At 41.0% G+C, this 26237-nt stretch carries 29 protein-coding genes and 4 tRNA genes; 14 read left to right on the top strand and 19 right to left on the bottom strand.

Going from position 1 to position 26237, the window contains the following annotated elements; all coding sequences use genetic code 11:
• The first annotated feature begins 54 nt into the window (after nucleotides 1-54).
• From J8Z24_RS06985 to J8Z24_RS06975, 3 genes are all read left to right on the top strand, one after another.
• Nucleotides 55-504 carry a tetratricopeptide repeat protein gene (locus J8Z24_RS06985; RefSeq protein WP_125254305.1) on the top strand — a complete coding sequence of 150 codons (450 nt, stop codon included), beginning with the start codon at nucleotides 55-57 and terminating at the stop codon, nucleotides 502-504.
• A 480-nt stretch (nucleotides 505-984) separates the two neighbouring features.
• Complete coding sequence (locus J8Z24_RS06980; protein ID WP_125254306.1) at nucleotides 985-1380, top strand: hypothetical protein; 396 nt, start codon at nucleotides 985-987, stop codon at nucleotides 1378-1380.
• 42 nt (nucleotides 1381-1422) lie between these two features.
• Entirely contained in the window at nucleotides 1423-1884 is a 462-nt protein-coding gene (locus J8Z24_RS06975) for a YchJ family protein (protein ID WP_252095509.1), read from the top strand.
• A gap of 251 nt (nucleotides 1885-2135) precedes the next feature.
• On the opposite strand, the gene J8Z24_RS06970 is transcribed toward J8Z24_RS06975, so the two are convergent.
• Complete coding sequence (locus tag J8Z24_RS06970) at nucleotides 2136-2657, bottom strand: VC2046/SO_2500 family protein (protein ID WP_176033940.1); 522 nt, start codon at nucleotides 2655-2657, stop codon at nucleotides 2136-2138.
• Nucleotides 2658-2769: 112 nt separating this feature from the next.
• On the opposite strand from J8Z24_RS06970, the gene J8Z24_RS06965 reads away from it, so the two are divergent.
• The 4 genes from J8Z24_RS06965 to J8Z24_RS06950 all read left to right on the top strand — a co-directional run bounded on the left by J8Z24_RS06965 (nucleotide 2770) and on the right by J8Z24_RS06950 (nucleotide 3186).
• A tRNA-Tyr gene (locus J8Z24_RS06965) sits at nucleotides 2770-2854 on the top strand.
• A 25-nt stretch (nucleotides 2855-2879) separates the two neighbouring features.
• Nucleotides 2880-2964 (top strand) — tRNA-Tyr (locus tag J8Z24_RS06960).
• Nucleotides 2965-2992: 28 nt separating this feature from the next.
• Nucleotides 2993-3077, top strand: a tRNA-Tyr gene (locus J8Z24_RS06955).
• 24 nt (nucleotides 3078-3101) lie between these two features.
• Nucleotides 3102-3186 (top strand) — tRNA-Tyr (locus J8Z24_RS06950).
• Between the two features lie 46 nt (nucleotides 3187-3232).
• Here the strand turns inward: J8Z24_RS06950 and J8Z24_RS06945 are convergent.
• Complete coding sequence (locus tag J8Z24_RS06945; RefSeq protein ID WP_128729712.1) at nucleotides 3233-3724, bottom strand: DUF2938 domain-containing protein; 492 nt, start codon at nucleotides 3722-3724, stop codon at nucleotides 3233-3235.
• A gap of 71 nt (nucleotides 3725-3795) precedes the next feature.
• Here J8Z24_RS06945 and J8Z24_RS06940 point away from each other — a divergent pair, with 71 nt between their 5' ends.
• Nucleotides 3796-4197: a helix-turn-helix domain-containing protein gene (locus tag J8Z24_RS06940; protein WP_128729711.1), complete on the top strand. Its 402-nt coding sequence runs from the start codon at nucleotides 3796-3798 to the stop codon at nucleotides 4195-4197.
• Between the two features lie 10 nt (nucleotides 4198-4207).
• On the opposite strand, the gene J8Z24_RS06935 is transcribed toward J8Z24_RS06940, so the two are convergent.
• Nucleotides 4208-4825, bottom strand: a complete 618-nt coding sequence (locus J8Z24_RS06935; protein ID WP_244297263.1) for a M48 family metallopeptidase — start codon at nucleotides 4823-4825, stop codon at nucleotides 4208-4210.
• 263 nt (nucleotides 4826-5088) lie between these two features.
• Here J8Z24_RS06935 and J8Z24_RS06930 point away from each other — a divergent pair, with 263 nt between their 5' ends.
• Complete coding sequence (locus J8Z24_RS06930) at nucleotides 5089-6069, top strand: ion channel (protein ID WP_125254311.1); 981 nt, start codon at nucleotides 5089-5091, stop codon at nucleotides 6067-6069.
• A 109-nt stretch (nucleotides 6070-6178) separates the two neighbouring features.
• Here J8Z24_RS06930 and J8Z24_RS06925 read toward each other — a convergent pair whose 3' ends face one another.
• Nucleotides 6179-6820, bottom strand: coding sequence for an HD domain-containing protein (locus tag J8Z24_RS06925; RefSeq protein WP_125254312.1), 642 nt, complete (start codon nucleotides 6818-6820; stop codon nucleotides 6179-6181).
• 199 nt (nucleotides 6821-7019) lie between these two features.
• Here J8Z24_RS06925 and J8Z24_RS06920 point away from each other — a divergent pair, with 199 nt between their 5' ends.
• A complete protein-coding gene (locus J8Z24_RS06920; protein WP_176033925.1) occupies nucleotides 7020-8210 on the top strand; it encodes a class I SAM-dependent methyltransferase in 1191 nt (396 codons plus the stop codon).
• A gap of 277 nt (nucleotides 8211-8487) precedes the next feature.
• On the opposite strand, the gene J8Z24_RS06915 is transcribed toward J8Z24_RS06920, so the two are convergent.
• Both J8Z24_RS06915 and J8Z24_RS06910 read right to left on the bottom strand, forming a co-directional pair.
• Nucleotides 8488-8952, bottom strand: coding sequence for a DUF3291 domain-containing protein (locus J8Z24_RS06915; protein WP_176033926.1), 465 nt, complete (start codon nucleotides 8950-8952; stop codon nucleotides 8488-8490).
• A 119-nt stretch (nucleotides 8953-9071) separates the two neighbouring features.
• Nucleotides 9072-10154 (bottom strand): phytanoyl-CoA dioxygenase family protein, encoded by a 1083-nt coding sequence (locus J8Z24_RS06910; RefSeq protein WP_252095508.1) that lies wholly within the window; start codon nucleotides 10152-10154, stop codon nucleotides 9072-9074.
• Nucleotides 10155-10331: 177 nt separating this feature from the next.
• Here J8Z24_RS06910 and J8Z24_RS06905 point away from each other — a divergent pair, with 177 nt between their 5' ends.
• Together J8Z24_RS06905 and J8Z24_RS06900 are read left to right on the top strand one after the other, a co-directional pair.
• A complete protein-coding gene (locus tag J8Z24_RS06905; RefSeq protein WP_125254315.1) occupies nucleotides 10332-10781 on the top strand; it encodes a carboxymuconolactone decarboxylase family protein in 450 nt (149 codons plus the stop codon).
• On the top strand, nucleotides 10771-11520 hold the full coding sequence (locus J8Z24_RS06900) for a helix-turn-helix domain-containing protein (RefSeq protein WP_125254316.1): 750 nt from the start codon (nucleotides 10771-10773) through the stop codon (nucleotides 11518-11520). Before J8Z24_RS06905 ends, J8Z24_RS06900 begins: the two co-directional genes overlap by 11 nt.
• 548 nt (nucleotides 11521-12068) lie before the next feature.
• Here J8Z24_RS06900 and J8Z24_RS06895 read toward each other — a convergent pair.
• The 3 genes from J8Z24_RS06895 to J8Z24_RS06885 form a co-directional block, all read right to left on the bottom strand.
• Nucleotides 12069-12455: a hypothetical protein gene (locus tag J8Z24_RS06895; RefSeq protein WP_147390017.1), complete on the bottom strand. Its 387-nt coding sequence runs from the start codon at nucleotides 12453-12455 to the stop codon at nucleotides 12069-12071.
• Nucleotides 12455-13057 (bottom strand): imm11 family protein, encoded by a 603-nt coding sequence (locus tag J8Z24_RS06890; RefSeq protein WP_176033928.1) that lies wholly within the window; start codon nucleotides 13055-13057, stop codon nucleotides 12455-12457. The genes J8Z24_RS06895 and J8Z24_RS06890 overlap by 1 nt, the downstream gene beginning before the upstream one ends.
• Before the next feature lie 181 nt (nucleotides 13058-13238).
• Nucleotides 13239-13799 carry a helix-turn-helix domain-containing protein gene (locus J8Z24_RS06885; protein ID WP_147390015.1) on the bottom strand — a complete coding sequence of 187 codons (561 nt, stop codon included), beginning with the start codon at nucleotides 13797-13799 and terminating at the stop codon, nucleotides 13239-13241.
• A 110-nt stretch (nucleotides 13800-13909) separates the two neighbouring features.
• Here J8Z24_RS06885 and J8Z24_RS06880 point away from each other — a divergent pair, with 110 nt between their 5' ends.
• Nucleotides 13910-14683 (top strand): SDR family NAD(P)-dependent oxidoreductase, encoded by a 774-nt coding sequence (locus J8Z24_RS06880; RefSeq protein WP_252095507.1) that lies wholly within the window; start codon nucleotides 13910-13912, stop codon nucleotides 14681-14683.
• 80 nt (nucleotides 14684-14763) lie between these two features.
• Nucleotides 14764-15513, top strand: a complete 750-nt coding sequence (locus tag J8Z24_RS06875; protein WP_176031806.1) for a carboxymuconolactone decarboxylase family protein — start codon at nucleotides 14764-14766, stop codon at nucleotides 15511-15513.
• 94 nt (nucleotides 15514-15607) lie between these two features.
• Here the strand turns inward: J8Z24_RS06875 and J8Z24_RS06870 are convergent, their stop codons facing one another.
• The 10 genes from J8Z24_RS06870 to J8Z24_RS06825 all read right to left on the bottom strand — a co-directional run bounded on the left by J8Z24_RS06870 (nucleotide 15608) and on the right by J8Z24_RS06825 (nucleotide 26185).
• Nucleotides 15608-16567, bottom strand: coding sequence for a sensor histidine kinase (locus J8Z24_RS06870; RefSeq protein WP_147390013.1), 960 nt, complete (start codon nucleotides 16565-16567; stop codon nucleotides 15608-15610).
• 4 nt (nucleotides 16568-16571) lie between these two features.
• Nucleotides 16572-17111: a heme NO-binding domain-containing protein gene (locus tag J8Z24_RS06865; RefSeq protein WP_125254321.1), complete on the bottom strand. Its 540-nt coding sequence runs from the start codon at nucleotides 17109-17111 to the stop codon at nucleotides 16572-16574.
• 402 nt (nucleotides 17112-17513) lie between these two features.
• Nucleotides 17514-18932 (bottom strand): hypothetical protein, encoded by a 1419-nt coding sequence (locus tag J8Z24_RS06860; protein WP_147390012.1) that lies wholly within the window; start codon nucleotides 18930-18932, stop codon nucleotides 17514-17516.
• 384 nt (nucleotides 18933-19316) lie between these two features.
• The gene (gloA2, locus tag J8Z24_RS06855) at nucleotides 19317-19721 is read right to left on the bottom strand and encodes an SMU1112c/YaeR family gloxylase I-like metalloprotein (protein ID WP_176031807.1); all 405 of its coding nucleotides are present in this window, start codon (nucleotides 19719-19721) and stop codon (nucleotides 19317-19319) included.
• Between the two features lie 114 nt (nucleotides 19722-19835).
• Nucleotides 19836-20597, bottom strand: coding sequence for an SDR family oxidoreductase (locus J8Z24_RS06850; protein WP_176031808.1), 762 nt, complete (start codon nucleotides 20595-20597; stop codon nucleotides 19836-19838).
• 6 nt (nucleotides 20598-20603) lie between these two features.
• Nucleotides 20604-21491: a 3-hydroxyisobutyrate dehydrogenase gene (gene mmsB / locus J8Z24_RS06845; protein WP_176031809.1), complete on the bottom strand. Its 888-nt coding sequence runs from the start codon at nucleotides 21489-21491 to the stop codon at nucleotides 20604-20606.
• A gap of 12 nt (nucleotides 21492-21503) precedes the next feature.
• Nucleotides 21504-22643, bottom strand: a complete 1140-nt coding sequence (locus J8Z24_RS06840) for an enoyl-CoA hydratase/isomerase family protein (protein WP_252095506.1) — start codon at nucleotides 22641-22643, stop codon at nucleotides 21504-21506.
• A complete protein-coding gene (locus J8Z24_RS06835; RefSeq protein WP_039497662.1) occupies nucleotides 22643-23419 on the bottom strand; it encodes an enoyl-CoA hydratase in 777 nt (258 codons plus the stop codon). Before J8Z24_RS06835 ends, J8Z24_RS06840 begins: the two co-directional genes overlap by 1 nt.
• 10 nt (nucleotides 23420-23429) lie before the next feature.
• On the bottom strand, nucleotides 23430-24587 hold the full coding sequence (locus J8Z24_RS06830; protein WP_252095505.1) for an acyl-CoA dehydrogenase family protein: 1158 nt from the start codon (nucleotides 24585-24587) through the stop codon (nucleotides 23430-23432).
• A 107-nt stretch (nucleotides 24588-24694) separates the two neighbouring features.
• Nucleotides 24695-26185, bottom strand: coding sequence for a CoA-acylating methylmalonate-semialdehyde dehydrogenase (locus tag J8Z24_RS06825; protein WP_252095504.1), 1491 nt, complete (start codon nucleotides 26183-26185; stop codon nucleotides 24695-24697).
• Nucleotides 26186-26237 lie beyond the last annotated feature (52 nt).

The raw sequence follows: 26237 nt of genomic DNA, 5'->3' as shown, positions 1-26237 counted from the left end.
AATTAGTTAAAATTCAGCTACACTCTGCTTATAAATATTATTGCGAATATAGATATGGATCAAAACAGCACTGATAACTCAGCAAATCATGATTTAGAGCAGCAGCTGCTGAATGTGCTTGAATTTGTCACTTCACCATTAACAGCAGATGCAAAATTTCCAGATACCCTTGATAATGCACAAGCGCTGAAGAAAGGTTTATATTATTTAAAAGAAAAGTCCTTTCCACTTGCAGCAAAGTGGCTACGTTTAGCAGCCATGTCGGGAGAATTAAAAGCACAGTTCTTTTTGGGATTACTATTTATGAAAGGTCAAGGCGTTCCACCTAGTCCGTTTCATGCAGCAGCATGGCTTACTCTGGCAAGTAGCCAAGGTCATAAAGGGGCTGAGCAAGTACTACAGGATGTGAGAAGGTTTCTGACAACTAAACGCTATCGCGATGCCCAATGTTACGCGGCAACGCTTTACGAACAAATTCATCAACTTCAGCATATAAGCCGCTAGCTATTGCAAACGAACTCACTGACTCACGCGCCACAGTGACGGTTTCAAATGCGTCATACTAAGAAACAGTCACTGCAAAATATCTAACACTTTAACCTATGTTGTCTGTCGTACACCCACCGTTATTACACGTCCGTAGAAACAATTTGACTGACTTAATTGATATTTTGGCATCCACAAACATTAGCAATGTAAAACACAATAGACTTATTATATCTTTATTTTCAGATGGTTAATACTTCAACAGCTGAAACAAGAGAGTCAATTAAGAGTTATTTAAAAACTATAAGTTACCTCTTTGCATATCCAAACCACTGATTATTGAAATAATCTAAGGTTAAATAAAAAAGCTTGCGTTCGACGCATTGAACTTGGTGCTGCCTGGGTAGAGTTGTCTAAAAAATTCACAATTGTTCTTGCATTAAACAACTGTATAAACTACTGTATACATATACTGTATAAATAGCCAGTAAGTTAACTATGTTACGTACCGACGCATCTCTCATCGCAACACCTACTACGTACAATGCAGCAAATCGCATAAATGAAGTGTGGGTAGAAGATGAAATTACCGCAAGTCTTGCGCTACTAAAAGTCTTACATACATGCCAAAACAAGCATGCTTGGACATTGCTCATCGCTCCGGACAACGTACCTAACAAATCTTTACTAGAGAGTGGTTCTGTTGATACGAGTAAGCTACTAGTGATTAGGAAAAAACATATTTATGACCTTGAGTACGTGCTTAAAAGTGCTATCAGCAACGGAAACTTTGCGTCGGTCGTATTGTGGAAAGACTTTTCATCAGCGAAGGCAATCAAAGAGATGCAGCTTCCGGCTTCTGATGTCATAATCCATTGTTTTCAAGGTATGTAAAACGCTACAATAGCGAGACATAACCTCAGATAAAATGTCACTATGTTTTGCTATTGCAACTCTTCTACTTCATATTCACAATGTTGTGAACCCTATATAACTGGTGTAAAAACCGCAGAAACACCTCAAAAATTAATGCGCTCTCGCTACAGTGCGTATTGTGTTAAAGATGCAGATTACATCCATAATACATATAGTTCCGCAAAACGGCCTGATAATAGTGTTGGAGATATTGCTGCTTTTGCAGACTATGCCAAGTTCATCAAACTTGAGGTGCTCGAAGAAATAGCAAATGAACCATCGGGAGTTGTTGAGTTCAAAGCATATTATATTGCTGAAAATTGTCTCTATACCTTACATGAAAGGTCAAACTTTATCGTTGAACAAGGAGCATGGAAATACGTTGACGGTGAGCTTTATGACACACCAGTTACTAAAGTTGGGAGGAATGACCTTTGTCCGTGTGGTAGTAATAAGAAGTACAAAAAGTGCCATGCCACTTGAGCAATCTCAGCCCCGCGTATTTGCCTCAGCTTGCCATAACCCTATAATGATGAGTCTTATTGCATGCTCAAGCTGACCTATTTGAGTTAAAAATAGTGGACGCACACCAATTGTCTTAATCAAGAAAGCTATTTTAAAGTAAGGAAATATTGTCGATAACTAGGCTATTTTATTGGTATTGATGCTGGTGCGGTAAAATAAGGGCAAAATGTACAAGGTGGTGTGAACAGATCCGCGAGATTTCACAGAGCTTAGGCACTAGTACGCAGCATTTCTTGCATTCCCCCCGCTGCGACCTGATCATAAAATGCCGCAGCATCTAGTTGTTTGTCTGCCACAAGCGTGAGCTTACCCAACGATTTAGCAAGCCTATTTTTAGCTGCAGGTTCAAGGTTTTCAACAACTTCCAGTGGAATATGTTTTTTGTCATTTCGCGCTGCAAGAGGCTCGGGGTGTAAGTTTTCTTTCAGCCTGAATGTTGTCATCGCACCAGAAGCAATGAGCTGTGCATTATGCTGCCCAATAAGCATATTGTACTGTTCAGAAGCAAGGGGTTTTTGAGGGCCAATTTCAAATTGCCTTTTTAACGCTGCCTCGGAGCTGTCTTTCTCACTTTGTTCGGATTTTGGTAAATGAAATTGGCTAAAATCTAGTGCGTCTGTTGATAACATAGACAACAGCATTGCAAAGTCAGCTGAACGCGTTTCATGAACACAAACGTTCAACGCTGATCCTAGTTGCGACTCTGAGATTAAAATGCCATCAATTTGCATGTATTCCAACCGATTATTTTACCGTTTAAGAATATATCGACATTTTTCAGAAAAACTTTAGTACTTTTCTTTACTTCGAAAAAAACTTTGTTATTATCACCGCCGTTGTTTAGGAGGGGTTCCCGAGCGGCCAAAGGGATCAGACTGTAAATCTGACGGCTCTGCCTTCGCTGGTTCGAATCCAGCTCCCTCCACCATCAAACAACACCTACAATTTGTTCAGGAGGGGTTCCCGAGCGGCCAAAGGGATCAGACTGTAAATCTGACGGCTCTGCCTTCGCTGGTTCGAATCCAGCTCCCTCCACCATTGACAAATTGTAACGCTTTAAAAATATGGAGGGGTTCCCGAGCGGCCAAAGGGATCAGACTGTAAATCTGACGGCTCTGCCTTCGCTGGTTCGAATCCAGCTCCCTCCACCATTTTTCAAAGCATATCTCCATCTAGGAGGGGTTCCCGAGCGGCCAAAGGGATCAGACTGTAAATCTGACGGCTCTGCCTTCGCTGGTTCGAATCCAGCTCCCTCCACCATCCATTCAAAAAAGCCTTAGCAAAATTAAGAATATATTGCATAACTTCAGAATGAAGTAAGAGCAATTGTACTGAAATACATCCCAGCACCAAAAACTAGATGCGTAGCTAACGTTTTTACTCTCGCTTTTTGTGGGTTAGGTAATTTAGATGCCGCGATCCCCATTCCAAAGCATGGCTGCATAATGAAATAGGGAAAAACAGTTGTTAACGCACCAAAAGCCAGAACAGACCAAAGGTCTGGATTATAAACCCAAGCCTTTCCTTGATATACAAGAAATAAAAATACAAAAACCACCCCAGTTACATAATGAACCAACCATCCCAGTATGGTTTCTCTTGCAATAGGCGCACTTCGAGCAATTCCATTATGGCTCACTTTTCCTTTTAAAAAGTGCCCAACCCATCGACCGAGCAAGGCATAGTCCAATCGCGCAATCGCAAATATTCGCATTAACAGAGCACCGTATATGTCCATAACAATTGTAGCGCCAATGCCAATAACGGATGCGAGTAACAAAATTTCTAGTTTTTCCACGTTTTCACTCCTTATTTTGATCTTTCCACGCTATCCTACAAGTTAAAGCTAACTTTAAGTCAAGGTAATTGATGGATATCAGTGCGGTTGTAAAAGAGTCAGGGCTACCTGCGTCTACACTTAGGTATTATGAAGAAAAAGGCTTGATCCGCTCTATTGGACGGCAAGGTTTAAAACGTGTTTTTGCACCTTCAACTGTTGAGCGTCTAGCATTAATCACCTTAGCCCGTAATGCAGGCTTCTCGTTAGATGAAATCGCAACAATGTTTACGCCACAAGGCGACATCGATATAGACCGCGTAAAGTTACAAAAGAAAGCAGAAGAGCTGGATAATACCATCAAGCATTTAAGCGCTGTTAGGGATGGACTTTACCACGCAGCAAAGTGTCCAGCTCCCAGTCACTTCGAGTGCCCGACATTCAAAAAGCTATTAGCAAGAGCCGGAAAAGTTAGACCAAAAAGACGAGATTGATATGAACAAGTTAATTTTCAATCATTAATGCTCTGCCATGCTCCTTAAGGTATTTACGTGCATCTTGGTACTTTTCACCGTAGTGGATATTTACCAAACTCCAGAACGAGGAGTTATGCGCCATGACATGATAGTGACACAGTTCATGTACCACGACATATTCAATGACCCATTTGGGTGCACCAACCAATAAGGTATTAAATGCAATTACTCCTTTTGAGGAAAAGCTTCCCCAACGGCTTTTGTATAGTCTTATTTTTAAAGTATCAAATTGAGCATTAATATCAGGTTGGTACTTAGCGATAGCCATATCGAGATAGTCACTTAATGTCATTTCCAATAACTTTAAAAGCTCACCCCAACTATCTTTGCTCTCATCTAAATTCAATGTCTTTTTATCAAAGTCGATAAATGAAAGCGCCTGCGCTTGTTTGATGATCGTAAACTTATCACCAAATATTGCTATTTTGTTCGTAGTAAGAGGCCTATTCTTTGTATGCTCAACGCCCTGCGCCAATTTTGATGCAATCCAATCTGATTTACTGTTTACCCAGCTATAAAGCCATTGTTCACATATGTGCTCTGGTGCATAAACTATGACCTTACCTGACTTTATTTTTATGGCCACGGTCTTACGTTTTCGGCTTTTTTTTAACAGATATTGCAAGAAATTAGACTCTCTGCTGTTGAAAGCGCGTAGTATAGTATGAGTTAGTCACTAAAGTCATTTCACTGACCTAATTGACACAACAACGCTTCGCTTATTCAGCTCTTATGGTTATCTATAAATTTCTAACACACTAGAAATTGGAAAGATTTTTAGTCAAATCACCGTAAATATTATTTTTTGCTGCTACGCTTAGTGAAAAGGTACTTTAGATTAGGCAACCAATGGCTGAAAAACCTACTTGCCAATATGTGTCACCTGAGGGAAAGAAGTGCAGTGAAATAGATATGGGCTCAGGTTACTGCTTTTGGCATGATAATAAGTTTGATAAAAGCGGCTTAGAGCTGAGTCAAAAGCTTGAGCGTTATGCAAAGCGTGGCGGACTGCTGCAAGGCTTGGAACTGAAGCGAGCAAATTTAGAAGGACTCAACTTAGTAAACTTCGAGCATCATCACGGCTATGATTTATCTTACAGCAACTTTTACCGAGCCAACTTAAAAGGTGCTCACCTTTTCAATAACACCATGAAGAATGCTTCTCTCATGAAAGCTGATCTTAGAGAAGCAAGTCTCCACTGCTGCAACCTAGAGAACACTAACCTGCTGGGCGTAAAACTAGAAAATACACGCATAGATAATATGGAGCTTGGAGAGCAATTATTACAAGAACAGCAAGCGTTAGAAGCCCGTAAAAACCGAGCAACGGAGGAGGCTGAAGATTTGTTTTTACAGTCTGAAGAAATCTATCGCTTGCTGCGCAAAGGTGCCGAAAACCAAGGGCTTTTTGAGATGGTTGGGCGCTTTACGTATAAAGAGCTACGTATGCGCCATGCGCAATACCCTAGATATTCAAAGCGTCACCTAATATCTAGTTTCGTTGATCTATTGTGTGGCTATGGTGAAAAGCCAGAGAACGTTATCCGCTTTAGCCTTGGGATGATAATCACCTGTGCGTTTTGTTATTTCTTGTTCGGTGTTTCTTTCCAAGATCAAATCATGCAGTTAAATTTAACCAACAGTTTATCAGATAATGTCACAGCACTACTCAATAGTTTTTATTTTAGCGTCGTCACTTTTACTACATTAGGCTATGGCGATATCACACCTGTGGGAATTTCTAGGCTGATCGCTGCAATCGAGGCATTTACTGGAAGCTTTTCACTTGCATTATTTGTGGTGGTCTTTGTTAAAAAAATGACCAGATAGGTGGTCTTTACGACCCCATTAGTATAATGGTATGCCAGCCAATACAATAATTGGCTGGTTATCAGATATAGTTAATAGAATCAGAGGCTACTGCCGCTTAAGCGCTTAGCTAGCGAGTGATTTCTGATTGAAGCTGCGCTAGGAAATCTAACATGTATTGAGTTCGACGCTCAGCTTCTTGATATGCAGATTTTGTATGCATATTATCTTTGATGTGTAACAACTTAATGAAAAAGTGATCTAAGGTGTATTTACTGTCATCCGCCACTCTTTGTGTGCAAAACGGATCATCAATATGATAAAGATTTCTAGCGATTGCACCACCCACTTTCATACAGCGGCTAATACCGATAGCACCCAGTGCATCCATACGATCAGCATCTTGAACCACTTTTGCTTCGAGTGTTGTGGGCGCAACGCCCGCGCTAAAACTATGCGCGACAATTGCATGATGAATTGCGTCGAGTTTAGATGGATCATAATTCAATGAGGCCAAAAACTGTATCGCCTTGTCCGCCGCCAGCTTTGAGGCAAGCGGTCTATCAGGATGATTTTTTGCAACTGCGACACAATCATGCAGCCAAGCTGCTGGGATCACTACAGCAGGATCGGCTTTTTCACCGTCACAAATTAATTTAGCCACGTGCACTACACGCTTGATATGGGAGAGATCGTGCGCTGTATCTGCACAAGGCGTTGTCAGCATGAACGCTTCACATGCTTGTTCTAGTTCTGGTATTTTCAGTGTCATTAAGCTCAACTTTTATCTACTTTCTATCAAAACGGTTTTGCTTTTCAAGCCTTATATTTGGTTTGACTCATGAAGTAAATCATACGCTATATCAATTTGCTAAGTACAAGCATTCAATTAGGTGAGTGGAGATTACTCATTGTATGTTGCCACACCCTTCTCTAAAATGGCAGGTATCAAGAAAGATTAGAGAAAATTTATGACTTGCGCGTTATACCTGCAACCTGGCAGAGAAAAATCCTTGAACAGAAAGCACCCTTGGGTTTTTTCTAAGGCTATTAAAAAAGTCAAAGGTAAGCCAGCACTTGGCGATATCGTCAAAATTTACAGCAGTGATGGTAAATACCTTGCAACTGCAGCTTACAGCCCTGATTCACAGATCAGAGCCAGAGTTTGGACTTTTGATGAATCACAAAATATTGACCAAGCCTTCTTTGAGCAAAAACTTTCTCGAGCGCTAGACGCACGCAAGTACGTCATCGATGAAGGTGAGTTAACTGGATTTCGTCTATGTGCAGCAGAATCAGATGGCCTTCCTGGAGTAACAATTGACAAATTTGATAACTACTTGGTTTGTCAATTACTCAGTGCTGGTGCAGAGCGTCACAAAGGCGAAATTGTCATGGCGCTTAAGTCATTGTTCCCTGAATGCCATGTCTATGAGCGTTCTGATGTAGATGTACGCAAAAAAGAAGGCTTAGACAAAATCACCGGGCCCCTTCTAGGGGATGCGCCCAAAAATCCAGTTACCATCAATGAAAATGGCCTAAAAATTGAAGTCGATATTATTTCTGGACACAAAACTGGGTTTTATTTAGACCAGCGAGATAGTAGAGCAGCCCTTGAGCGATTTGTTAAAGACAAAGAAGTGCTAAATTGCTTTTGCTACACGGGCACTTTTGGCCTGTATGCGCTACGTGGTGGCTGTGCTAAGGTCATTAACGTCGATGTATCACAACCAGCGCTAGACACCGCAAAACGAAATGTCGAACACAACGCGTTAGATATTTCACGGGCAGAGTTTGTTAAACAAGATGTGTTCAAATTGCTGCGACAATATCGAGATGAAGGCCGTCAATTTGATACCATCGTAATGGATCCACCCAAATTTGCAGAGAGCAAAGCACAACTTACTGGAGCATGTCGTGGTTATAAAGATATCAATATGATTGCGATGCAAATTCTAAAGCCAGGCGGGACTTTGTTAACATTTTCGTGCTCGGGCTTAATGGAACAAAACCTGTTTCAAAAAGTCGTTGCAGATGCCGCTTTGGATGCAGGAAGAGAGTTACTTATCATGGAGCGTTTAAACCAAGCAGCTGATCACCCTATTGCAGGTAACTATCCCGAGGGCTTTTATCTAAAAGGACTGATTTGTAAAGTCTACTAGAAATAGTATTAAGCCAACCAGAGTAAGTAAGCTACGGCACTTACTCTGGTCAATACTAGGGCCTGTTGATCCCTCAAATTTGTTTTTGCAGCAGTTTGACTAGTATTTATAGAAGGCAGCACCTGCGTAGCATTGTTATGCTGTGTGAGTCAGGCGATAAAGACTCTGTGCTCCAGCAAAATCACCTTACCCCACATCCTTGTGGGCCAACAAGCCCTAATATATCCCTACAACTATACGGCATAAAAAGCGCAATGCGCTTTATGGCTTCAAGATGTCACGCCAACAGATCCTGTTGCGATGATAGTTGATATTCGCTATATCCATTACAATTGAACGCATAGTCTGAACTACCAAAACGACGTAAATAATCAAGTCTCGCCTTAGCTTCATGTAAAGTAGGTAGCGTATCATTTTCTAGGCGCCAAACAACGTAATGTTCTGGATCTGAGCCATCTAAAAAGACGGTTGAACGGCTAAACACCTTTTGGCAAAGAGAGTGAGACATAAATTCCCTCAAGGCTCTCTCTGAGCGCCAGACAGCCAAAATAACAAGCACATCAGTACAACCAAATAAATCTGTCGCTGCCACAGACTCGCAATCTTCACCCATGTACCACACAAAACCCGGACTACTCTCTGCCAGTGAGTTGAGCTGCTTAAGGCTATTCCTATCTAGTTTACGCAACGCGCCATTTGTTGGACTTTTAGTTGTAAATATACTAAAAAAAGCAAGTCGCATCGGAGATCCTTGTGTTATATCAACTATTTATGACGTTAACTGCAACGCTCATTACATCAGTGATGTTAACACTAAGTTCACTCAGAGTAAAAACTGTTAAATTTAGATTTTTTCACCTCTTAAACCGTCGGTAACGGTTGCATATTAATGTATTGTACGATCCTTGGCATGGTGGCTTTGTTCGGGCTGCCGCCATGGGGCAAAAAATGATGCCAAATTACCAAGTCACCTGCATTAGCAGCAATTGCTTGAGAACCTTGTTGGTGAAAATAATCTGGACGAGGTTGATTGGGATCAAATGGCATATCATCGAGCCAATTGGCAAGTCTATGATGAAACCCTGGTACAACCGTAGTGGCACCTTGGTCTTTAGATGTATCTGATAAGTACAAAATACCCTGGGTGCCAAAAGAGAGCGGCTGAGAAAAATCGAGATCCCAATGAAGGTCAGTCCCCTGATAAACATCATTTACGGTTTCAGGTGGGTTAAAACCGCATCTATCAGCAGATACTTGTAGGCGTTCAGTTTGCCATAATTGACTAAAGGCTTTATGTATTCTTGCCGCGTTTCTGTTTTCTTCTAGAGCACTATGTTGTACTAGGTGTACCATCGTTTTACTGATCTTATCACCATCCAAGTTATACCAAGTATCGGGATTATTTATATCAACGTCTAAAAAATCGCAAATCACGCTTAGGGCACGCTGGCAGTTTGATGGACTAATCGCATTTTTGACGACAACATAGCCGTTTGTATTCCAGCATGCTAGATCGTCGGCAGACAATACATCAGCCATCTGTTTTACCGTATTTAGTTTATTATGGTAACTTTGCGGACACGAAGCTCCACACGTAATATGCTGTAGTAATTCGACTTTTTCCGTAGTTTGTGGTGCTAATTTTATAATCGCTTCGACAAACTGTGTATAGTTATGCGCATACTGATACTTTAACTTATGTGCTTGATCCTGACTAATACCTATGATGTCAAAAACGGTTTTAGCAAGCGCAAAATCAACTGGCACAAAACGCTGCTCTTTGTTCATAACTTGGCAATTTGCTTCGCTCCATATCCTGTCTAAAATTGGCAACCGATACAGCTTCTGATTTGGTGTGGATTCTCGCATTACAACAACTACATCCTTTTTATTCTGATATATATCAATACCATTAATGATCCTAAATATAGACTCATCTGGCACATTGCTCTGATTTACCCTACTTTAATTTACCTTAGACGTAATGAAAACATGGATGAGGTAAAGAAATTACATTGTTTGCGAACTGCTTTTTATTTTACACAAAGACGTTTTTTTTCAATTTTTTCCTCTTATTGGTCACTACACTGGCCGCATAACCAATTCAGAGGGAAACAAAAAATGAAAAGAGCAGATTATTTCAATCAAGCACCACAATTAATTCAACATTTATTAGGTCAGGAAGAGCTACTTAAACAACAAGCCGAAGCCACTTTCGGACTTAAAATTTGGGAGCTTGTAAAACTTAGAGCATCACAGCTAAATCAATGCGCATTTTGTATCGCAATGCACACAACTCAAGCTACTGATAGCGGTGAGTCAACAAACCGTATTATCGGTCTTAGTGCATGGAAAGACATGACATTTTACACGACTAAAGAGAGATTAGCGCTTTCGCTATGCGAAAAGTTGACAAACGCAGAGGTAATTGAAGATACTTTCTACCAAGAGTTAGCGTCTGAGTTTGACGACAAGAGCCTAGTAACACTAACTATTGCGATCAACGCTATCAACAGCTGGAATCGCATAGTTAAGATGTTTAAACCAACAGTTGAGTTTAATGATAACTGATTTATGTCTTAGTATGTATCGCCCAGAGGGTGAAATAGCAAATTATGTGCAAGCTGTTTGGTTTGCACAAACATCGCTTCAGGGCGAAGCATGGCTACCAAGTGATGGTGCTAATGGCATCATCATCCCCATTAGTGGTGAAGTATGGCTAAATAATAACAGAGTCACTGCTCCTTTTTATATTCAGCCAACAGCAACAAAGTCAGTAAAAGTATTTTATTCGGAAGCGACATGCTTCTGCGGTATCCGTTTCAAGCCTGCTGGGTTTGCATTTTTAGAAGCAGTTAACCATCCTCTAGTTGACCCCTGTAAAATAGCAACTATGGTCGAAAGCCTGCAATCTCATGCTAGTTTTGAGTTACTTTTGACGCTGCTACATCCAATGCTTTCAGTGCAAGTACCCCAACATCACTCAGCCTTGTACACACAAACTCTACTCAGTCATATCGCAAAATTAACACCTCTCGATGAAGCATATACTCAAACTCCAATCGGTAAACGTCAATTAGAAAGAAAAGTTAAGCTCCACTGTGGGATCACCCCAAAGCATCTCGCACGCATCTATAGAGCGCGACAAGCAAGACAGAGATTAAAAGAAAACCCAAACATAAATCTTGCCCAACTTGCCCTTGAGTGTGACTACGCCGATCAAGCCCATCTCATCCGAGAGTTTAAATCAATCATGCAAATAACCCCTGCAAAGTATAAAAAGCTACTGCAAGCCTCAACCGTAACCTAAGATATTACCTGCATAAAAAATCCATGTTCCTCAGTGCAGAATTAGCGTGTTGACCTCTTTTAGGTATGTAACTTGCTGTGAGTATAGAGCCGGCCACTTAGCGTTTATCCTTCGTAACATAGCAATCGATACACTCTCCCTCGCAACTAATGCGCCCCCTCCAATTGATATTATGCGACAAGCGCACAATTTCAATAATCGCTTTTTGAAGATAATAACGCCTGCTTATTTGGTTTCTTTTTTAACTCAAGCTAAACAGTCTCACGATGGTACTTTACATGTTGACAAGTCGCAGTAATATTGCTTGATTTTTAGCGAAAAATGCGTATTTCTATAAGTGTTGTACTTATTATTTGAAATCAGGTTTTGCTATGTGGACACAATCTCTTACTGTTGTTTAGATGTATTGTACTCGTCGTCGATTTTTTAAGGGCTTCACCCACAGGCACTAATTCTCTGTTCTCGGTCTAGAAAGTTATCACCCTCACTTTTTAACTGAAGGGTGACGGATGAGCTTTTTTGATAAAGCCTCATTTATTACTAAGGATTTAATTCCAGCGATATAAAACACCATTAGTTGATTTTTTTCTCATTTCCTTAATTAATTCGTTGCTCAAAAACAAAGAGCTATTATCCTCACTCCTAAATATATGTGTACTTTCATTGGTGTGTGAATCATTATCACAACCTACAACGTAAAGATAACAATAGCTCAACTCTAACTCTGAAAATTTTAATTCTACAGCACCTTCTTGAATTTCAATATTACTTTTTAAAAAAGGCGATAGTTTCTCTAAAATTCTATTATTTATAAAAACTTTTGGAAATAGGTAAAAGTCAAAGACCAAATCAGGGGGAGCTAACTCCCCTTTTATGTTTTCTTTTAGTGGGAAAGTGCTTAGTGACTTTACACTTAATTCAAAAAAACCTTCCATTAAAATAACTCCGGAACTTTTCCATCTTCATAAATTGGCTTGACTAAAAGACTTGAATCATTATTCGTTGATAAGTAGGTCAATAACTCTTCACCGATTTCTTTAGATACGATTATAGTACCTTCAGCTTCTTCAACCATAAAAATGTGTTTTTTATGTTTCGGGATCTTTTTTAACTTCTCTAAATCAAGGTATAAGGATAATATCTTTATATGATTCTTCCTTTTAGGGAAAACAAAAATATCACTTTTCCCCATATCTGCACATGGAATTTTATTTTCAAACGAAATTAAGCTAAATTTAGATAGAGTCTCAGAGCTTTTGTCACTAATTGATATAGGAAAAAATCGACACCGATATGGGTTATATTTTGAAAGAATCATCGAGATATCTTCCTTGCAAATAACTTCCCCTATAAAATGGAAATCTTTGATCGATTTTAATGTGTACTCTTCCTTTAATTTTATAATTTTTTTGACGCTCACATGAGGATATCCTAGGTGGCAATAGTAATCAGCTCTATCATTTGTTGTAATTGAACTGTTATTGCTCATTAAATTTTCAAATATCAAATAGTACTCTGCTATCTTATCTACACCCATAATTGCCTATATTTTCACATTGAATTCTACTTTTCTCGTATTATATTATAATTCTAAATAATATTATTAATATTTCCTCCCCAGAGAGGCGAATAAGTCCCAAATCCAGATTACAAACGCACCTCTCTTGGTTAAAAGGCAAGTAAATCTATTGCCTGCACTAGCCAAAACGCAAACTTAGTTAATAAACAACAAAGAAAAGTCCCTTAGCAAGTGGCTCCGATCTAGATTCTAATCTATGCGGGATATTTGCATTAAAAGTAGTTAAACAATTTTGTTGTGCACTTATTTTATTGCCTGCTACATAAATATCTAATTTGCCTTGCTGCAACCATAGGTGTTTGATGGAACCTCTCACATTAGCTGAAAAGGATGTTTTGCCAGCCTCATTAAAATAAAATTGATAAATTTCAGTAGTAAATAAACCACTTTGCTTTTTCAATATATGGCAGGTAAATGGGCTGTCAACTTTACTGATAATATTATCTTTTGTTGCTCTAGAGGTACTGATATTCAAAGCTCGTCCGGGCGGTTGAACTAATGTTGCTAGCTCATAGTTCATGGCTTCTGCCAGTTTTGCCAGTACCGCAATTGTTGGTACGGTTTGACCTGACTCAATTTGAGCTATCATTGAGCGACTAACACCAGATCTATCCGCCAATGCTTGTAAGCTTGTGCATTCAGCAGAACGATAGCTACGGATCAACTTGCCTATGTAATCGAAACTTAAACCATCACTCATAATATTAACTCTCGAATTTCCGTTATATTGGATATTTAATCCAACATATTACACGCATTTACTGTAAATGATAGAGTGGAGCTGAATAAAACATATACAAGGTATGGACGATGCTATTAAAAGGTAAAAAGATTTTAGTGACGGGCGCAAGTTCAGGAATAGGTATGGCAGCAGCTAAGTTATTTTCTTTAGAAGGCGCATCTGTCGCACTAGCGGCACGTAGAAAAAATAAGTTAGATGCGTTAGTTGCAGAAATAAAAAGCGCAGGTGGCATCGCAGTAGCGATTGAGGCCGATATATCTAGAACTAAAGGTGTTACAGAAATGATGGAGCAAGCAGTTAACCGTTTAGCTGGTCTTGATGGCGCATTTAATAATGCAGGTACCATAGGCAATTTTTCCCCAATGTTGAATCAGTCTGAGCAAGATTGGGATGAGACGATAAATGTGAATCTAAAATCGGTCTGGTTCAGCAGTCAATGGCAGATGAGATACTTTCAGACCAATGACATCAAAGGCTCGATTGTAAACACGTCCTCATGGTTAGCTTCCGGTGCCTTGTGTGGTTCGAGCGTATATTCAGCATCCAAAGCTGGCATTGACGCATTTGTTCGCGCAGCTGCTATTGAGGTTGCCAACAGCGGCATACGTATAAATAGTGTGAATCCTGGTGGCATCAATACCGAGATGACAAGAGAAGCATTTAACCATGACAAACTTATTCTAGATATGTTTTCACAACAGCATCCAGCAAAACGTTTAGGTGAGCCTACTGAAGTTGCCGAGCTCGCCTGTTGGTTGCTTAGCGAACGTGCAAGTTTTGTTAACGGCCAAGCAATCCATGTTGATAGTGGCTACACCATAGGTGGCCAACGGGGCAGTTAGCTGCGTTGTTTAATAGCTGTATTACCCAATAAAAAACAGGCTTAAAAACGATATTAGAAAACCAAAGTAGAGAAATATTTATGTTTAAAAAGATACTAGCCATTTCCTTATTGATAACCTCAATTTCCTCGTCACATGCCACTGAGGGCAACTTTTCAATAACCAAATTTAGGGCGGAGAGGGACATTAAAAAGGTATTAACCCTTACACAACGCCAGCAGGCTATTGTAAAAATATCTGCGCTGTCGGCTCTTGAATTAACAGAAGCCCTTCAACAAGTTGTCGCTACATCATTAGAAAAAAAATTTATAGGGCAGCAAGATGTGGTGCTAATTTTAACTCAGCTTACTTCATACTATGGCTTTCCCCGGGCAGAAAAATCCATTGATGCACTTGCTTCTTCAATTGATAAACATTTATCACTCACATTACCACCCGATACAAGTAAAGCGCGATATAAGAAAGGAGTAGAAGAGTATACTAAGCTGGATAATAATGGGTATCAAACAATTATTACAGCATTTAAACCTATGTCAGTAGGGTTAACAGATACGACTTACCAACTATTTGGTGATGCTTTTGGTATACCAGGGCTTACAATTAAAGAGCGGCAATTAGCGACAATTAGTGCACTCGCCGCACTGGGTACAGCAAGACCTCAACTTCAATATCACTTAGGTACAAGTATACAAGTAGGCTTAACTAAAGCGGAAATAATGGATATGGTAATATATATGCAATTTTTAGCTGGCATGCCAGCTGCTTACAATGCTGCTCTGGCGGCAAAAGAAGTGTTTGCAGCAAAGTCAGAAAACCCTTATACGGACTAACTTGTACTAACTCTACAACAAGCGCTGCTGTATTGTGGCGCTTCGATAATAAAAACGCAAAAGCCACGAGTAATTGACGATTTGTAATTCCAAACTACTCAGCTTCGATATGTTCAGTAGGAAAAGTAATAGTAAAGCGGCTCCCTATCCCCTCTTCACTTTGCACCGTAATACTTCCACGATGTTCCTTTATAATTGCATGTGTGACAGCAAGCCCCATCCCCGTTCCTTCACCCACAGGCTTGGTAGTAAAGAATGGGTCAAATAGTCGATTTATAATATCTGGGTCAATGCCAATACCATTGTCACTGATACTCAAAATGACTTCTTTGTCATTGCCCGGTGCAAGCAGAACTTCTATTGTTTTATGGGGCTTATGATCCCTATCAACCGCATACTTGGCGTTTGCAAGTAAATTAATGATGGCTTGCTTTATAGCACCATCCTTACCAAGGATTGGCGCAACATCTTCAATAGCAATGACTAAATCGTAACTTTTAAGCTGTCCACTCAGTAAGCGTAACGTGTCTTCTACTATAGGTTTTAGTGCAATGCTTGAGAAGCTATCATTATTTGAACGCGAAAAATTCATCAAATCACTAACTATGATTTTTATACGTTCACAACCGTGTAGCGTATCGTTGATGAGATCTGGTAGATCTTCCGAAATATCATTGAGCCGTTGAGTAACATACGCCTCTTTTAGTTGCGTACTTAGCATCTGATCGTTGTCAGTATGTCCTGCCATACTCGCTAAATTAAGTAGTTCTTGTAATGCAGGTAAGTAGTGATTTAGAGACTCAAGGTTACCTCTAACGTAGGCTAGAGGGTTATTTAATTCATGAGCAACACCAGCAGACAAAGAACCCAAGGTCGCCATACGTTCATTATTAATAAGCACAGCTTGCTGGTTCTTTAGCTGCTCCAATTGGCGCTCTAGTGTTTGATTGGCAAGATATAAGGCTCTGGTTTTTTCTTCAAGTAAAGACTCTACTTCATCTCTCGCTTGCTTTTCGCGAAGGTACGCTTTTTTGTAGTCATTAGGATCAGACATCAACTTAATCCAAATGCAAAATCAGTACACAGTGATCGGCGCCTTCGTGCATACATTGGGGATGCTCTATTCTGAGTACTCTATTATAATGTTGCGCTGCACCATGGAGGAGGCCTTCCGCGCAAAAGCATAGCTTTCGGTTTGACTTGTACTTGAGTATGATGGTTTTATCGTTCTCAATAGTTGTGGTGATGGAAGGCAAGTTAGGTTCGTCATATAGCTTTTTAACTTCCATGTGAATGACGCTGTCAATCGACACCACCAGCTCTTCAAATGAACTAAACTTAGACGAAATCCCCACATGCTTTTTAGCCAAAAATCCAAACAAAGACTGTCCAAATATCGCTAATACTTCGGTTAATGGTTTATCAAGTTTACTTGCGACTCCTTGAGCTAATGCAAATAATTCCTCGTCTGGATATGCCGTGGGCGACACATATACTCTCCCCTGTGGCGCGTAGGTTTCAAGTAATTCATCCCACTCCTGCATACCGATGGTTTCGATGGCTAACTCTTCTAGACCTCTGAACACAACACCGCGCATCACGCTCTCCTATCACAAGGTTATACCGTTTTTTAATTCAATATTTGTCAGGTTAAGAGAGTAGTGTTGATACCAAGTGTATTACTGTTGACATATACAACCAACAAACAGCATGCCTTTTGCTGCACTAGAAAGAGATATATACCCGTCTTTAGTCAGACACAGCGCAGTACTATCAACAAGGTAAATTCCAGTGAAAAGCACTGTAAGATTAATGCTTTATTCTGCCAATTTTACTGACTTTGGCACATTCTGTTCATCAACTTGATTGACTCATTGGTTTAATTCTACTCACTCTTTAGCAAAGCACTCAGTGCCACATTAAAAGCGTGACTTTCAAAAGGTAGTGCACTTTGTGCTTTATGTAAGTGTAGAACATGAATAAAGAAATACAGTATATTTCTACTCGTTCACTGATGTATTCGCCGCATCGCCAAGTTCAGCTTCTTCATCACTTTGACTGTCTAGTGTAATTCTCTCAAGTCCCGACATGATAAGTGGAAGATCCTGTTCATCATTATGCCTGAACAGCTTTTCCTTAATACCCTGATAATAGTTACTAACAATTCCTGCTAGGTTGTTTTCCATCCAGGTCTCCACTGAATCAGAGCGCTTAAATGCTTCTGGATTTTCTTCAACATCTTCTAATACAGATAACCACATGTCTAATTCAGCCCTGACAGGCATTCCCTGTGACTCTTCCATCACGTCATTCATCCAGCCTAATCCTTGGTTTTCATAGGCTTTAATTAACTGTTTATATAAACGGCTTTTTTCGTTGTCATCGGCGGGTTTACCCTCAAACTTTATATACTCTTGATTATTTGTTTTAAAATACTCTGTATTCTCATTTTCATAATTGAGCTTACTGAGTCTTGCAAATAAATTACCGGGCTCCTCAGTATCTATTTCGCTCAACATTTCCATAAAACTTGTACGATCATTTGGCTTCACTAAAGTCGCCATATCCAATAGACCTCGACTCGTGTCAAAATCAGCACTAACGAACTTAGCATTGAGGTCTAAAATTTCTCCGTCAGAAAACTTATTACTAATAACAAATTGAGCAAAATCATTTAAAAGCTGATTGTTCATATCCCCATATGTATTTACATGTTCAAAAATGCCACTTTCGGTATATTGTAAGTCCGTGTCTACTCGGCCATCTTCATCAAGTAAATAAGGTGGAAAAACGGGATCCTCAAACACTTTATTATCGGCTTGCTCCATTAATTTAGACATCGTCTGAATGGTGTCTTGTAACACCTCATCACTCATACCGTTAAGTTTGTTTATTAACTCTGTTGAATAGTCATTTCTACGTTGTTCAAAGCTATTTACCGATAGAGACTGGACAATAAAATCCGTTAGTTGTCCTAGCTCCTCATCACTCAGTCTATTGGCAACATCAAGAAGCGCTTGTGTTGGTTTGAAGTGCGCAAATTCAAATTGTCTTTCTTCACTTAAACGATCGAATATTGACAAGAATTCATCAATTTTTTCTCGCCCTTCAAAGTCACCGTAGGTATCTTTATAAACGCGCCCATTTTCATCTGTTCCAATGTGCTCTCGATGAATACCATAATGCTGTAATCCGATTGTCCTAAGCTCAATACCACGGATCATTCGAGGATCATAAGTAACTGGAGGCTGAGTGTAAGAAAAGTCTATAGTTAAATTGCTATTACTTTTCAATAACTCAGAGTTATCGTCATTTTTTTTATCATTTGCGAATGCTGTCAGTGCCTCAGTCATTTTGTCTGATGAATTCGACGCGCTCACTTTCACATTACTTGTATGGAGTTGTGGCTTAATGTTCATAACTTGGATCCTTGTTATGGTAGCAACTGCATTAATTTTCTGCTCAACTTTGAAAACAATACGGTTTTATCTCAATACTTGCTCCATTTGCGCAAGTAAATCACACGCTAACCCCGTTAAAAACGTCTTATTTAAAACACCGTAACTATCGGCAATATAACTCTGGTTAGGCTAGCGCTTGAAGAGCAAAAAACCATTGCTACTAAAACTATTTTTTCATTTCAAATTAATGCGTTTGCGTAATGAAGTTATTACAAAATCGGTTGGCGCAAGCGCCATTACCTTTTATCGACAAAGACAGAATAAACTTTACCCAATTTGTTCCTTTATTTAAGATCCTACTAATATCTGTCATTAAGACTTTATACATAATTGTGTATCTTTTCAGAGGTAGTGGTCGCAACCTTGTTCGTAAAGCTCCAGTGGTAAACCGTCTGGATCGCTGAAAAAGGTAAAACGTTTTTGTGTATATTCATCTATTCGAATGGGCTCAACAGCGACTTGATTCTGTGAAAGATGCGCAATACAAGCATCTATATCATTCACCCTAAACGCTAAGTGTCTCAATCCTTGCGCTTCTGGATGTGATATCCGTCTTGGTGGATTTGGAAACGAGAACAACTCAATTTGGCTGCCGTCAGGTAACGCCAAATCTAATTTATATGATTCTCTATCTTTGCGGTAATTTTCATTAAGTATACGAAGACCAAGTACTTCGGTGTAAAACACTTTAGATCTTTGGTAGTTGGAACAAATAATGGCGGCATGATGTATTCCAGACAATTTCAAACATTTCTCCTCGAGCATCCAATATCTTTAAAATAAAAAAGCGGTAATTTACATTACCGCTTCACACACTCAAATAGGAACTTGGAATACACGCTGTAAAACCAAGCCTTTTCGTTACAAACGAATACCGCCATCAATTTCGACGACACGCCCTGTAAAGAAATCATTTTCAATAATATATTTTGCGGTATGGGCAATTTCTTGCGCTTCACCAAGACGTCCGACTGGTTTCATTTTTACCAAACGTTCTTTTGCTTCAGGCTTCATTGCATCAGTCATCTTTGTTCGGATAACACCTGGGGCGATTGCCCCTACTCGAATACCAAAGCGACCTAATTCTTTCGCCCAGCTCGTTGTCATCGCAACGACACCTGACTTTGCCGCTGAATAGTTGGTTTGCCCCATATTACCAGCGCGTGCAACGCTCGACATATTTATGATCACACCACCATTACCAGCTTCTACCATTTTGACAGCAGCTTCACGGCCGCACAAGAAAACACCGGTTAGATTAACATCAATAACGGACTGAAATTGCGATAGCGACATTTTATCAATAATTTGACCATCTTTCGCTTTGAGTAACAAACCATCACGCAAGATACCCGCATTGTTTATTAATACTGAAATCTCACCAAAGTCACTGACAATGGCGTCAAACACATTTTCCACGTCCGATTCTTGACTCACATTGGCAACATAAGTTTTGACTTTTGTACCAAATTGCGTCAGTTCGCTTTTCGCTTCTGTAAGTACATCTTCTTGCATATCAATTAGCGCAAGATTTGCACCTTGCTTTGCCATTTCAGTCGCCATTGCAAGCCCTAAGCCTTGCGCACCACCGGTGATCACAACTGTTTTACTGTTAATATCCATAATGTTCTATTTCTCTGAATAAAGCTTAAAAATCGCGCTAAAGTCTTCATTGCCTTTACCCTGATTTTGCATCAGGTTATACAAATTCTTTGCAAGTGCCCCCATCGGCGTCGCTGAATTTGTTTGCTGCGCAGATTGCATCGCAAGGCCAAGATCTTTAGCCATTAAATCAACCATAAAGCCCGGCTTATAACCGTTCGAAGAAGGCACATTTTCTAGTACATCAGGACATGGGTTGTATAGCTCTAGCGTCCAGTTACGACCAGAGCTGTTTAGCATAATTTCGCTCAATACTTTAGGATCTAAACCATGATCTACACCCATTTGCAGCGCTTCACTTGTGCCCGCCATCAGTATTGATAACAGCATATTGTTACATATCTTAGCGACTTGTCCTGCGCCAATGTCGCCTGCATGGAAAATGTTCTTACCCATATTGGTCAGTACCACATGCGCACGTTCAAAGTCTGCTTTATTACCGCCGACAATAAAAGTTAAGGTACCGGCCGCTGCACCTGCCACACCGCCAGACACAGGCGCATCGACAAATGAAATACCCGATTCTGCTAATGTTTTCCCAACAAACTGAGCGGATGCAGCATCAATGGTAGAGCAGTCAATCACCTGTGTGTTTTTAGACAAATAGTTAATGAGTCCATCTTCAGCTGTATATACCGTACGCACGTGTTTGCCTGCAGGTAGCATGCTTATCACATAATCTGCTTCACGGCACACATCGCTAACAACCGCCGCCTTTGTTGCACCACTTGCCTCAAGTGCCGCTACAGCCTCAGGGTTCAAATCAAAAATACATACTTGGTGGCCAGCCTTTAATAAATTAAGGGCCATTGGAGCACCCATGTTACCTAAGCCGATAAATCCTACTTGTGCCATTTATGTCACTCCTTATAAGTCACGCAAAGGATGATCGTTTTCATCCCATCGAGGTGCGAAAAAACGTTCTATTACGTCATTAGGAACCTCTGCAACCGATTTAAATCGCCAATTTGGTTTGCCATCTTTATCGATAAGCAGCGCACGAACACCTTCTTGAAACTCACCAAACTCGCCAGCAGTCACCGACATTCCTAATTCTTGCTTAAAACAGTCTTTAAGTGTTTTACCTTCACTTCTAGCAAGCTGTGCTTTTACCAGTGCGGCACTCAATGGTGAGCCATGTTTTAACGCCATTTGAGCTTTGCTCAACCACTTGTTGTCAGTACTATCCAGTCCTAAAATAAAATCAACCTGCTCTGATAAATCACCTTTCTCATCAAGCGCTTCGAACGCTTTAATCAGTGGTTTAATTTCGCTTTTTGGTGGTGCATGGGAAGCCTCATCTAGAGATAACAACAACTGAGTCAGCTTTTCGTGGTTTAGCACGTTGGTTTTTCCCCAGTTGACTTCACCTAAGTTTTGTAAAAGTAAGCCGAGTTTTTCTGAGTCCATAAAGTGATCGGCAAGTCCAACCAACTTGGCATCCGAAGCGTTAATGTTTGCAGCTGTGAGTCCCAAAAACAATCCAACACCTTTTGGCATCTTATTGAGGAAATAGCTACCGCCAACATCAGGGTATAAGCCAATGGTGATTTCTGGCATAGCAATACGTGAAGTCTCTGTCATCACTTTATGACTTGCGCCAGCCGTTAAGCCTAGTCCGCCGCCCATGATGATGCCATTACCCCAAAGTAGGATTGGCTTATCATAGTTATGGATTTGATAATCCAACCGATACTCTTCACCGAAAAAAGTTTCGATTAATGCGTTACTCGTATCTGATGACATTTCACGATATAAACTCACTACATCGCCGCCAGCACAAAACGCTTTTTCTCCAGCTCCTTTTAATACCACCATTGCAATTTGTGGGTCGTTTGCCCAAATATCCAGTTGTGGTGCAAGCAAACGGATCATATCGAGGTTTAAGGCATTTAACGCTTTTGGTGCATTTAATGTCGCCAGCGCTATCTTCATCCCGTTATGGCATGTTGCTTGTTCGAATAAAACCGGTGCCTCTTCGTGATTTATTAACTCGAATTCAATCATTAGCCATTTACCCAATTCGCTTTGCGTTTCTCTAAAAATGCGTTTACGCCTTCTTTTTGATCTTGGGTATCGAATAAGGTTACAAAGAGTTCACGTTCAAGAGGCAATGCACTGTTGATTGTGCCTGTGCGGCCTTTTTGAATAAGAGCTTTACAAGCCGTCACTGCAACAGGGCTTTGATCTTCTACTTTCTTCGCCAGTTCGAGCGCAGCTTCCAGCGCTTTACCCTGCTCGACCACTTCTTCAACTAAGCCAATTTGCTGTGCTTTGTCGGCTTTTAAGCGTTCGCCGCATAAAATCATACGCTTTGCCCAGCCTTCGCCTACAAGCCATGACAAGTTTTGTGTGCCGCCAGCACAAGGCAACAATCCGACTTTTGCCTCAGGGAGTGCCATTTGTGCTTGAGCTTCGGCAATGCGGATATCGCACGCTAGTGCGACTTCTAAACCGCCACCCATTGCAAACCCATTGATGGCAGCAATGGATACGCCTCTAAAGTCGCTGAGTGTTTCAAACGCTTCGCCAAATACTCGAGACATGTCCGCAGCAACTCCTTTGTCACCGTCGGCAAATACATTGAGATCCGCACCGGCTGAAAAGAACTTTTCGCCTTCGCCAGTGATCACTAAAGAATAGATTTCTTTATCCGCGTTCAATTCGATTACTAGATTTTTAAGTGCAGTTAGTGTGTCTTTCGTCCACGTATTCGCAGGTGGATTTGACATAGTAACAACAGCAGTATGGCCTTGTTTTTCGAGTTTTAATTGTGCAGTCATGATGCTCTCCTTATAGGACGCTTGCCGCGCCTTCAGCTAAGATCCGACGTGCAATAATTACACGCATGATTTCGTTTGTACCTTCAAGGATCTGATGAACACGTACGTCACGTAGGTGGCGCTCCAGTGGATACTCTTTGATGTACCCATAACCACCGTGAATTTGCAGTGCATCGTCACACACCTTAGTGCCTACATCAGTGGCAAATCGCTTTGCCATAGCGCAATAAGTGGTCTTTTCTGGGTCATTGCTATCCAGTTTAAATGCCGCCAATCGAACCATTTGGCGCGCAGCCACAAGTTCTGTATTCATATCTGCAATTTTAAATTGTAGTGCTTGGAACGCCGCTAACGGTTTACCAAACTGAGAACGCTCCTGCATATACTGCTTGGCGGTATTGAGCGCCTGTTGGGCTGTGCCAATCGAACAAGTTGCAATATTAATGCGACCACCATCAAGGCCTTGCATCGCAAATTTAAAGCCTTCGCCTTCTTGGCCTAACAGGTTTGCAGCAGGGATCCGGACATTTTCAAGCGTGATAAGGCGCGTAGGCTGTGCATTCCAACCCATTTTTTCTTCTGCTTTGCCATAAATAACGCCTTCAGCATCGGCAGGAACAACAAAGGCTGAGATACCTTTAGGGCCTGCTTCACCTGTTCTTGCCATTACCACTAATGCGTCCGTTTCACCGGCCCCTGAGATAAACATTTTAGAGCCAGACAAAACGTACTCATCACCTTCTTTTATCGCTTTTGTTTTGAGTGATGCAGCATCTGAGCCAGATCCAGGCTCTGTTAGACAGTACGAGGCCAATAATTCACCCGTTACTAACTGCTCCATATACTTTGCTTTGGTTTCTTCCGTTGCAAAGCTCGCTATCATCCACGTTGCCATGTTATGAATAGTCAACATGGCGGTTGTCGCTGTACAACCCATTGAAAGCTGTTCGAAAATAATACTTGAGTCAAGGCGAGATAAACCCAGACCACCTGCCTCTTCTGGCGTATATAGACCGCAAAAACCAAGCTCACCTGCTTTTTGAATTACGTCTTTTGGAAAAATGTGCTCTTGATCCCATTTTGCAGCATGTGGAGCAAGCTCGCTCATTGCAAATTGGTGCGCCATGTCGGCAAATGCTTGTTGATCTTCGTTTAGGTTAAAGTCCACGCTAGACCTCTCTTGCTGTTCTGACACCCTGAATGTGTGTCGGTAATTCTTATCGTTTTGGTAAAAATAAGCGTGCTCCCCCTGCAGAGCACGCTGCGCAATATAAGTTATCTAAGGTTGATACTCATATTTGGACCACTGACTGCCTCATCGTCAAACCAGCGTGAGGTAATCGTTTTGGTTTCGGTATAGAAACGCACGCCTTGCTTACCATAGGTATGTTGGTCGCCGTAGAATGAGTTCTTCCAACCGGTAAATGAGAAGAACGGCAATGGCACTGGAATAGGAATATTAATCCCTACTTGACCCACTTCAATTTCACGCTGGAACTTGCGTGCTGCGCCGCCGCTTGCGGTGAATAATGAGGTGCCGTTACCGTACGGGTTGTTATTAATAAGGGTAATTGCTTCATCTAAACTATCGACAAATACACAACAAAGGACTGGGCCAAAGATTTCTTCATTGTAGATATCCATGTCAGTTGTGACGTTTGAAAACAGGGTTGGACCTACCCAGTTACCATTTTCATAACCCTCAACGGTAAACTCAGAGCCATCTAGCAAACACGTTGCACCTTGCTGCTTACCACTGTCAATCAGCGATAGAATACGCGCTTTAGCCTGCGGTGTCGTTTGCGGACCATAAGCAGCTTCTGGATCATCCCACACGCCAGGACGAACCTTCGCCATGGCGTCTTTTAGTTCATCGACCCACTGCTGTGATTGCCCTACAAATACCGCGACTGAGATCCCCATACAGCGCTGACCACCCGCGCCAACCGAAGAACCAACAAGGTTATTGATCACTTGCTCTTTTTTCGCATCTGGCATGATAACCATATGGTTTTTCGCACCCACACACGCTTGAACACGTTTAAGATTCTGCGTACCTTTGCTGTAAATGTACTGACCGACACCACAAGACCCCACAAACGAAACCGCACGAATTTCCGGCGCTTCAAGAATTTGATCAACCTGATCTTTACTTCCGTGCACAACCTGAAGTACGCCTTTTGGCGCACCGGCTTCTTCAAACAATTCAACCAAGCGCATTGGCGTTAGTGGGTCTTGCTCTGATGGTTTAAGTACAAACGTGTTACCACATACAATTGCCATTGGGAACATCCACAGCGGGATCATCGCTGGGAAGTTAAATGGCGTAATACCAGCACAAACGCCTAGTGGTTGGGTATATGAATAGGTGTCGATATTTCGGGCAACGTTTTCTACCGTCTCGCCCATCATCATTGAAGGGGCATTACATGCTTGCTCGACCACTTCGATACCGCGCCACACATCCCCTTTTGCATCTTCAAACGTCTTGCCTAATTCATGACAGATTATGGTTGCGATTTCTTCTTGATGCTCCTTAAGTAGCGCCGCATAACGCATCATAATTCGCGCACGCTCGGTTACCGGCACATTACGCCACGTTTTAAACGCTTCTTGAGCTGAATGAATTGCAGCTTGTACTTCCTCGTTAGTCGCACAAGGCACTTTTGCTAATACTTCTTGATTAGCAGGGTTAACAACGTCTAACCATTTGTCAGACTGAGACTGTGAAAATTCACCGTTGATGTATAAAGGTACTTGGTGCATGAAGCACTCCTCCCCATAAAACGAGTTAATGCGCTGCGTGAATGATTAGAAT

It is taken from the genome of Pseudoalteromonas sp. SCSIO 43201 (genome assembly GCF_023716725.1).
GTDB lineage: Bacteria > Pseudomonadota > Gammaproteobacteria > Enterobacterales > Alteromonadaceae > Pseudoalteromonas > Pseudoalteromonas peptidolytica.
This window is presented reverse-complemented; position numbering and strand designations above follow the sequence as displayed.

Excerpts from the sequence above, each read along its gene's own strand:
- J8Z24_RS06905 (WP_125254315.1), top strand. The coding sequence starts at position 10,332 with ATGAAAAGAGCAGATTATTTCAATCAAGCACCACAATTAATTCAACAT.
- J8Z24_RS06870 (WP_147390013.1), bottom strand. The coding sequence starts at position 16,567 with ATGTCTGATCCTAATGACTACAAAAAAGCGTACCTTCGCGAAAAGCAA.
- J8Z24_RS06825 (WP_252095504.1), bottom strand. The coding sequence starts at position 26,185 with ATGCACCAAGTACCTTTATACATCAACGGTGAATTTTCACAGTCTCAG.
- J8Z24_RS06875 (WP_176031806.1), top strand. The coding sequence starts at position 14,764 with ATGTTTAAAAAGATACTAGCCATTTCCTTATTGATAACCTCAATTTCC.
- J8Z24_RS06920 (WP_176033925.1), top strand. The coding sequence starts at position 7,020 with ATGACTTGCGCGTTATACCTGCAACCTGGCAGAGAAAAATCCTTGAAC.
- J8Z24_RS06860 (WP_147390012.1), bottom strand. The coding sequence starts at position 18,932 with ATGAACATTAAGCCACAACTCCATACAAGTAATGTGAAAGTGAGCGCG.
- J8Z24_RS06840 (WP_252095506.1), bottom strand. The coding sequence starts at position 22,643 with ATGATTGAATTCGAGTTAATAAATCACGAAGAGGCACCGGTTTTATTC.
- J8Z24_RS06885 (WP_147390015.1), bottom strand. The coding sequence starts at position 13,799 with ATGAGTGATGGTTTAAGTTTCGATTACATAGGCAAGTTGATCCGTAGC.
- J8Z24_RS06895 (WP_147390017.1), bottom strand. The coding sequence starts at position 12,455 with ATGGAAGGTTTTTTTGAATTAAGTGTAAAGTCACTAAGCACTTTCCCA.
- J8Z24_RS06925 (WP_125254312.1), bottom strand. The coding sequence starts at position 6,820 with ATGACACTGAAAATACCAGAACTAGAACAAGCATGTGAAGCGTTCATG.
- J8Z24_RS06980 (WP_125254306.1), top strand. The coding sequence starts at position 985 with ATGTTACGTACCGACGCATCTCTCATCGCAACACCTACTACGTACAAT.
- J8Z24_RS06880 (WP_252095507.1), top strand. The coding sequence starts at position 13,910 with ATGCTATTAAAAGGTAAAAAGATTTTAGTGACGGGCGCAAGTTCAGGA.
- J8Z24_RS06970 (WP_176033940.1), bottom strand. The coding sequence starts at position 2,657 with ATGCAAATTGATGGCATTTTAATCTCAGAGTCGCAACTAGGATCAGCG.
- J8Z24_RS06865 (WP_125254321.1), bottom strand. The coding sequence starts at position 17,111 with ATGCGCGGTGTTGTGTTCAGAGGTCTAGAAGAGTTAGCCATCGAAACC.
- J8Z24_RS06985 (WP_125254305.1), top strand. The coding sequence starts at position 55 with ATGGATCAAAACAGCACTGATAACTCAGCAAATCATGATTTAGAGCAG.
- J8Z24_RS06975 (WP_252095509.1), top strand. The coding sequence starts at position 1,423 with ATGTTTTGCTATTGCAACTCTTCTACTTCATATTCACAATGTTGTGAA.
- J8Z24_RS06900 (WP_125254316.1), top strand. The coding sequence starts at position 10,771 with ATGATAACTGATTTATGTCTTAGTATGTATCGCCCAGAGGGTGAAATA.
- J8Z24_RS06890 (WP_176033928.1), bottom strand. The coding sequence starts at position 13,057 with ATGGGTGTAGATAAGATAGCAGAGTACTATTTGATATTTGAAAATTTA.
- J8Z24_RS06850 (WP_176031808.1), bottom strand. The coding sequence starts at position 20,597 with ATGGATATTAACAGTAAAACAGTTGTGATCACCGGTGGTGCGCAAGGC.
- J8Z24_RS06915 (WP_176033926.1), bottom strand. The coding sequence starts at position 8,952 with ATGCGACTTGCTTTTTTTAGTATATTTACAACTAAAAGTCCAACAAAT.
- mmsB (WP_176031809.1), bottom strand. The coding sequence starts at position 21,491 with ATGGCACAAGTAGGATTTATCGGCTTAGGTAACATGGGTGCTCCAATG.
- J8Z24_RS06930 (WP_125254311.1), top strand. The coding sequence starts at position 5,089 with ATGGCTGAAAAACCTACTTGCCAATATGTGTCACCTGAGGGAAAGAAG.
- J8Z24_RS06940 (WP_128729711.1), top strand. The coding sequence starts at position 3,796 with ATGGATATCAGTGCGGTTGTAAAAGAGTCAGGGCTACCTGCGTCTACA.
- J8Z24_RS06835 (WP_039497662.1), bottom strand. The coding sequence starts at position 23,419 with ATGACTGCACAATTAAAACTCGAAAAACAAGGCCATACTGCTGTTGTT.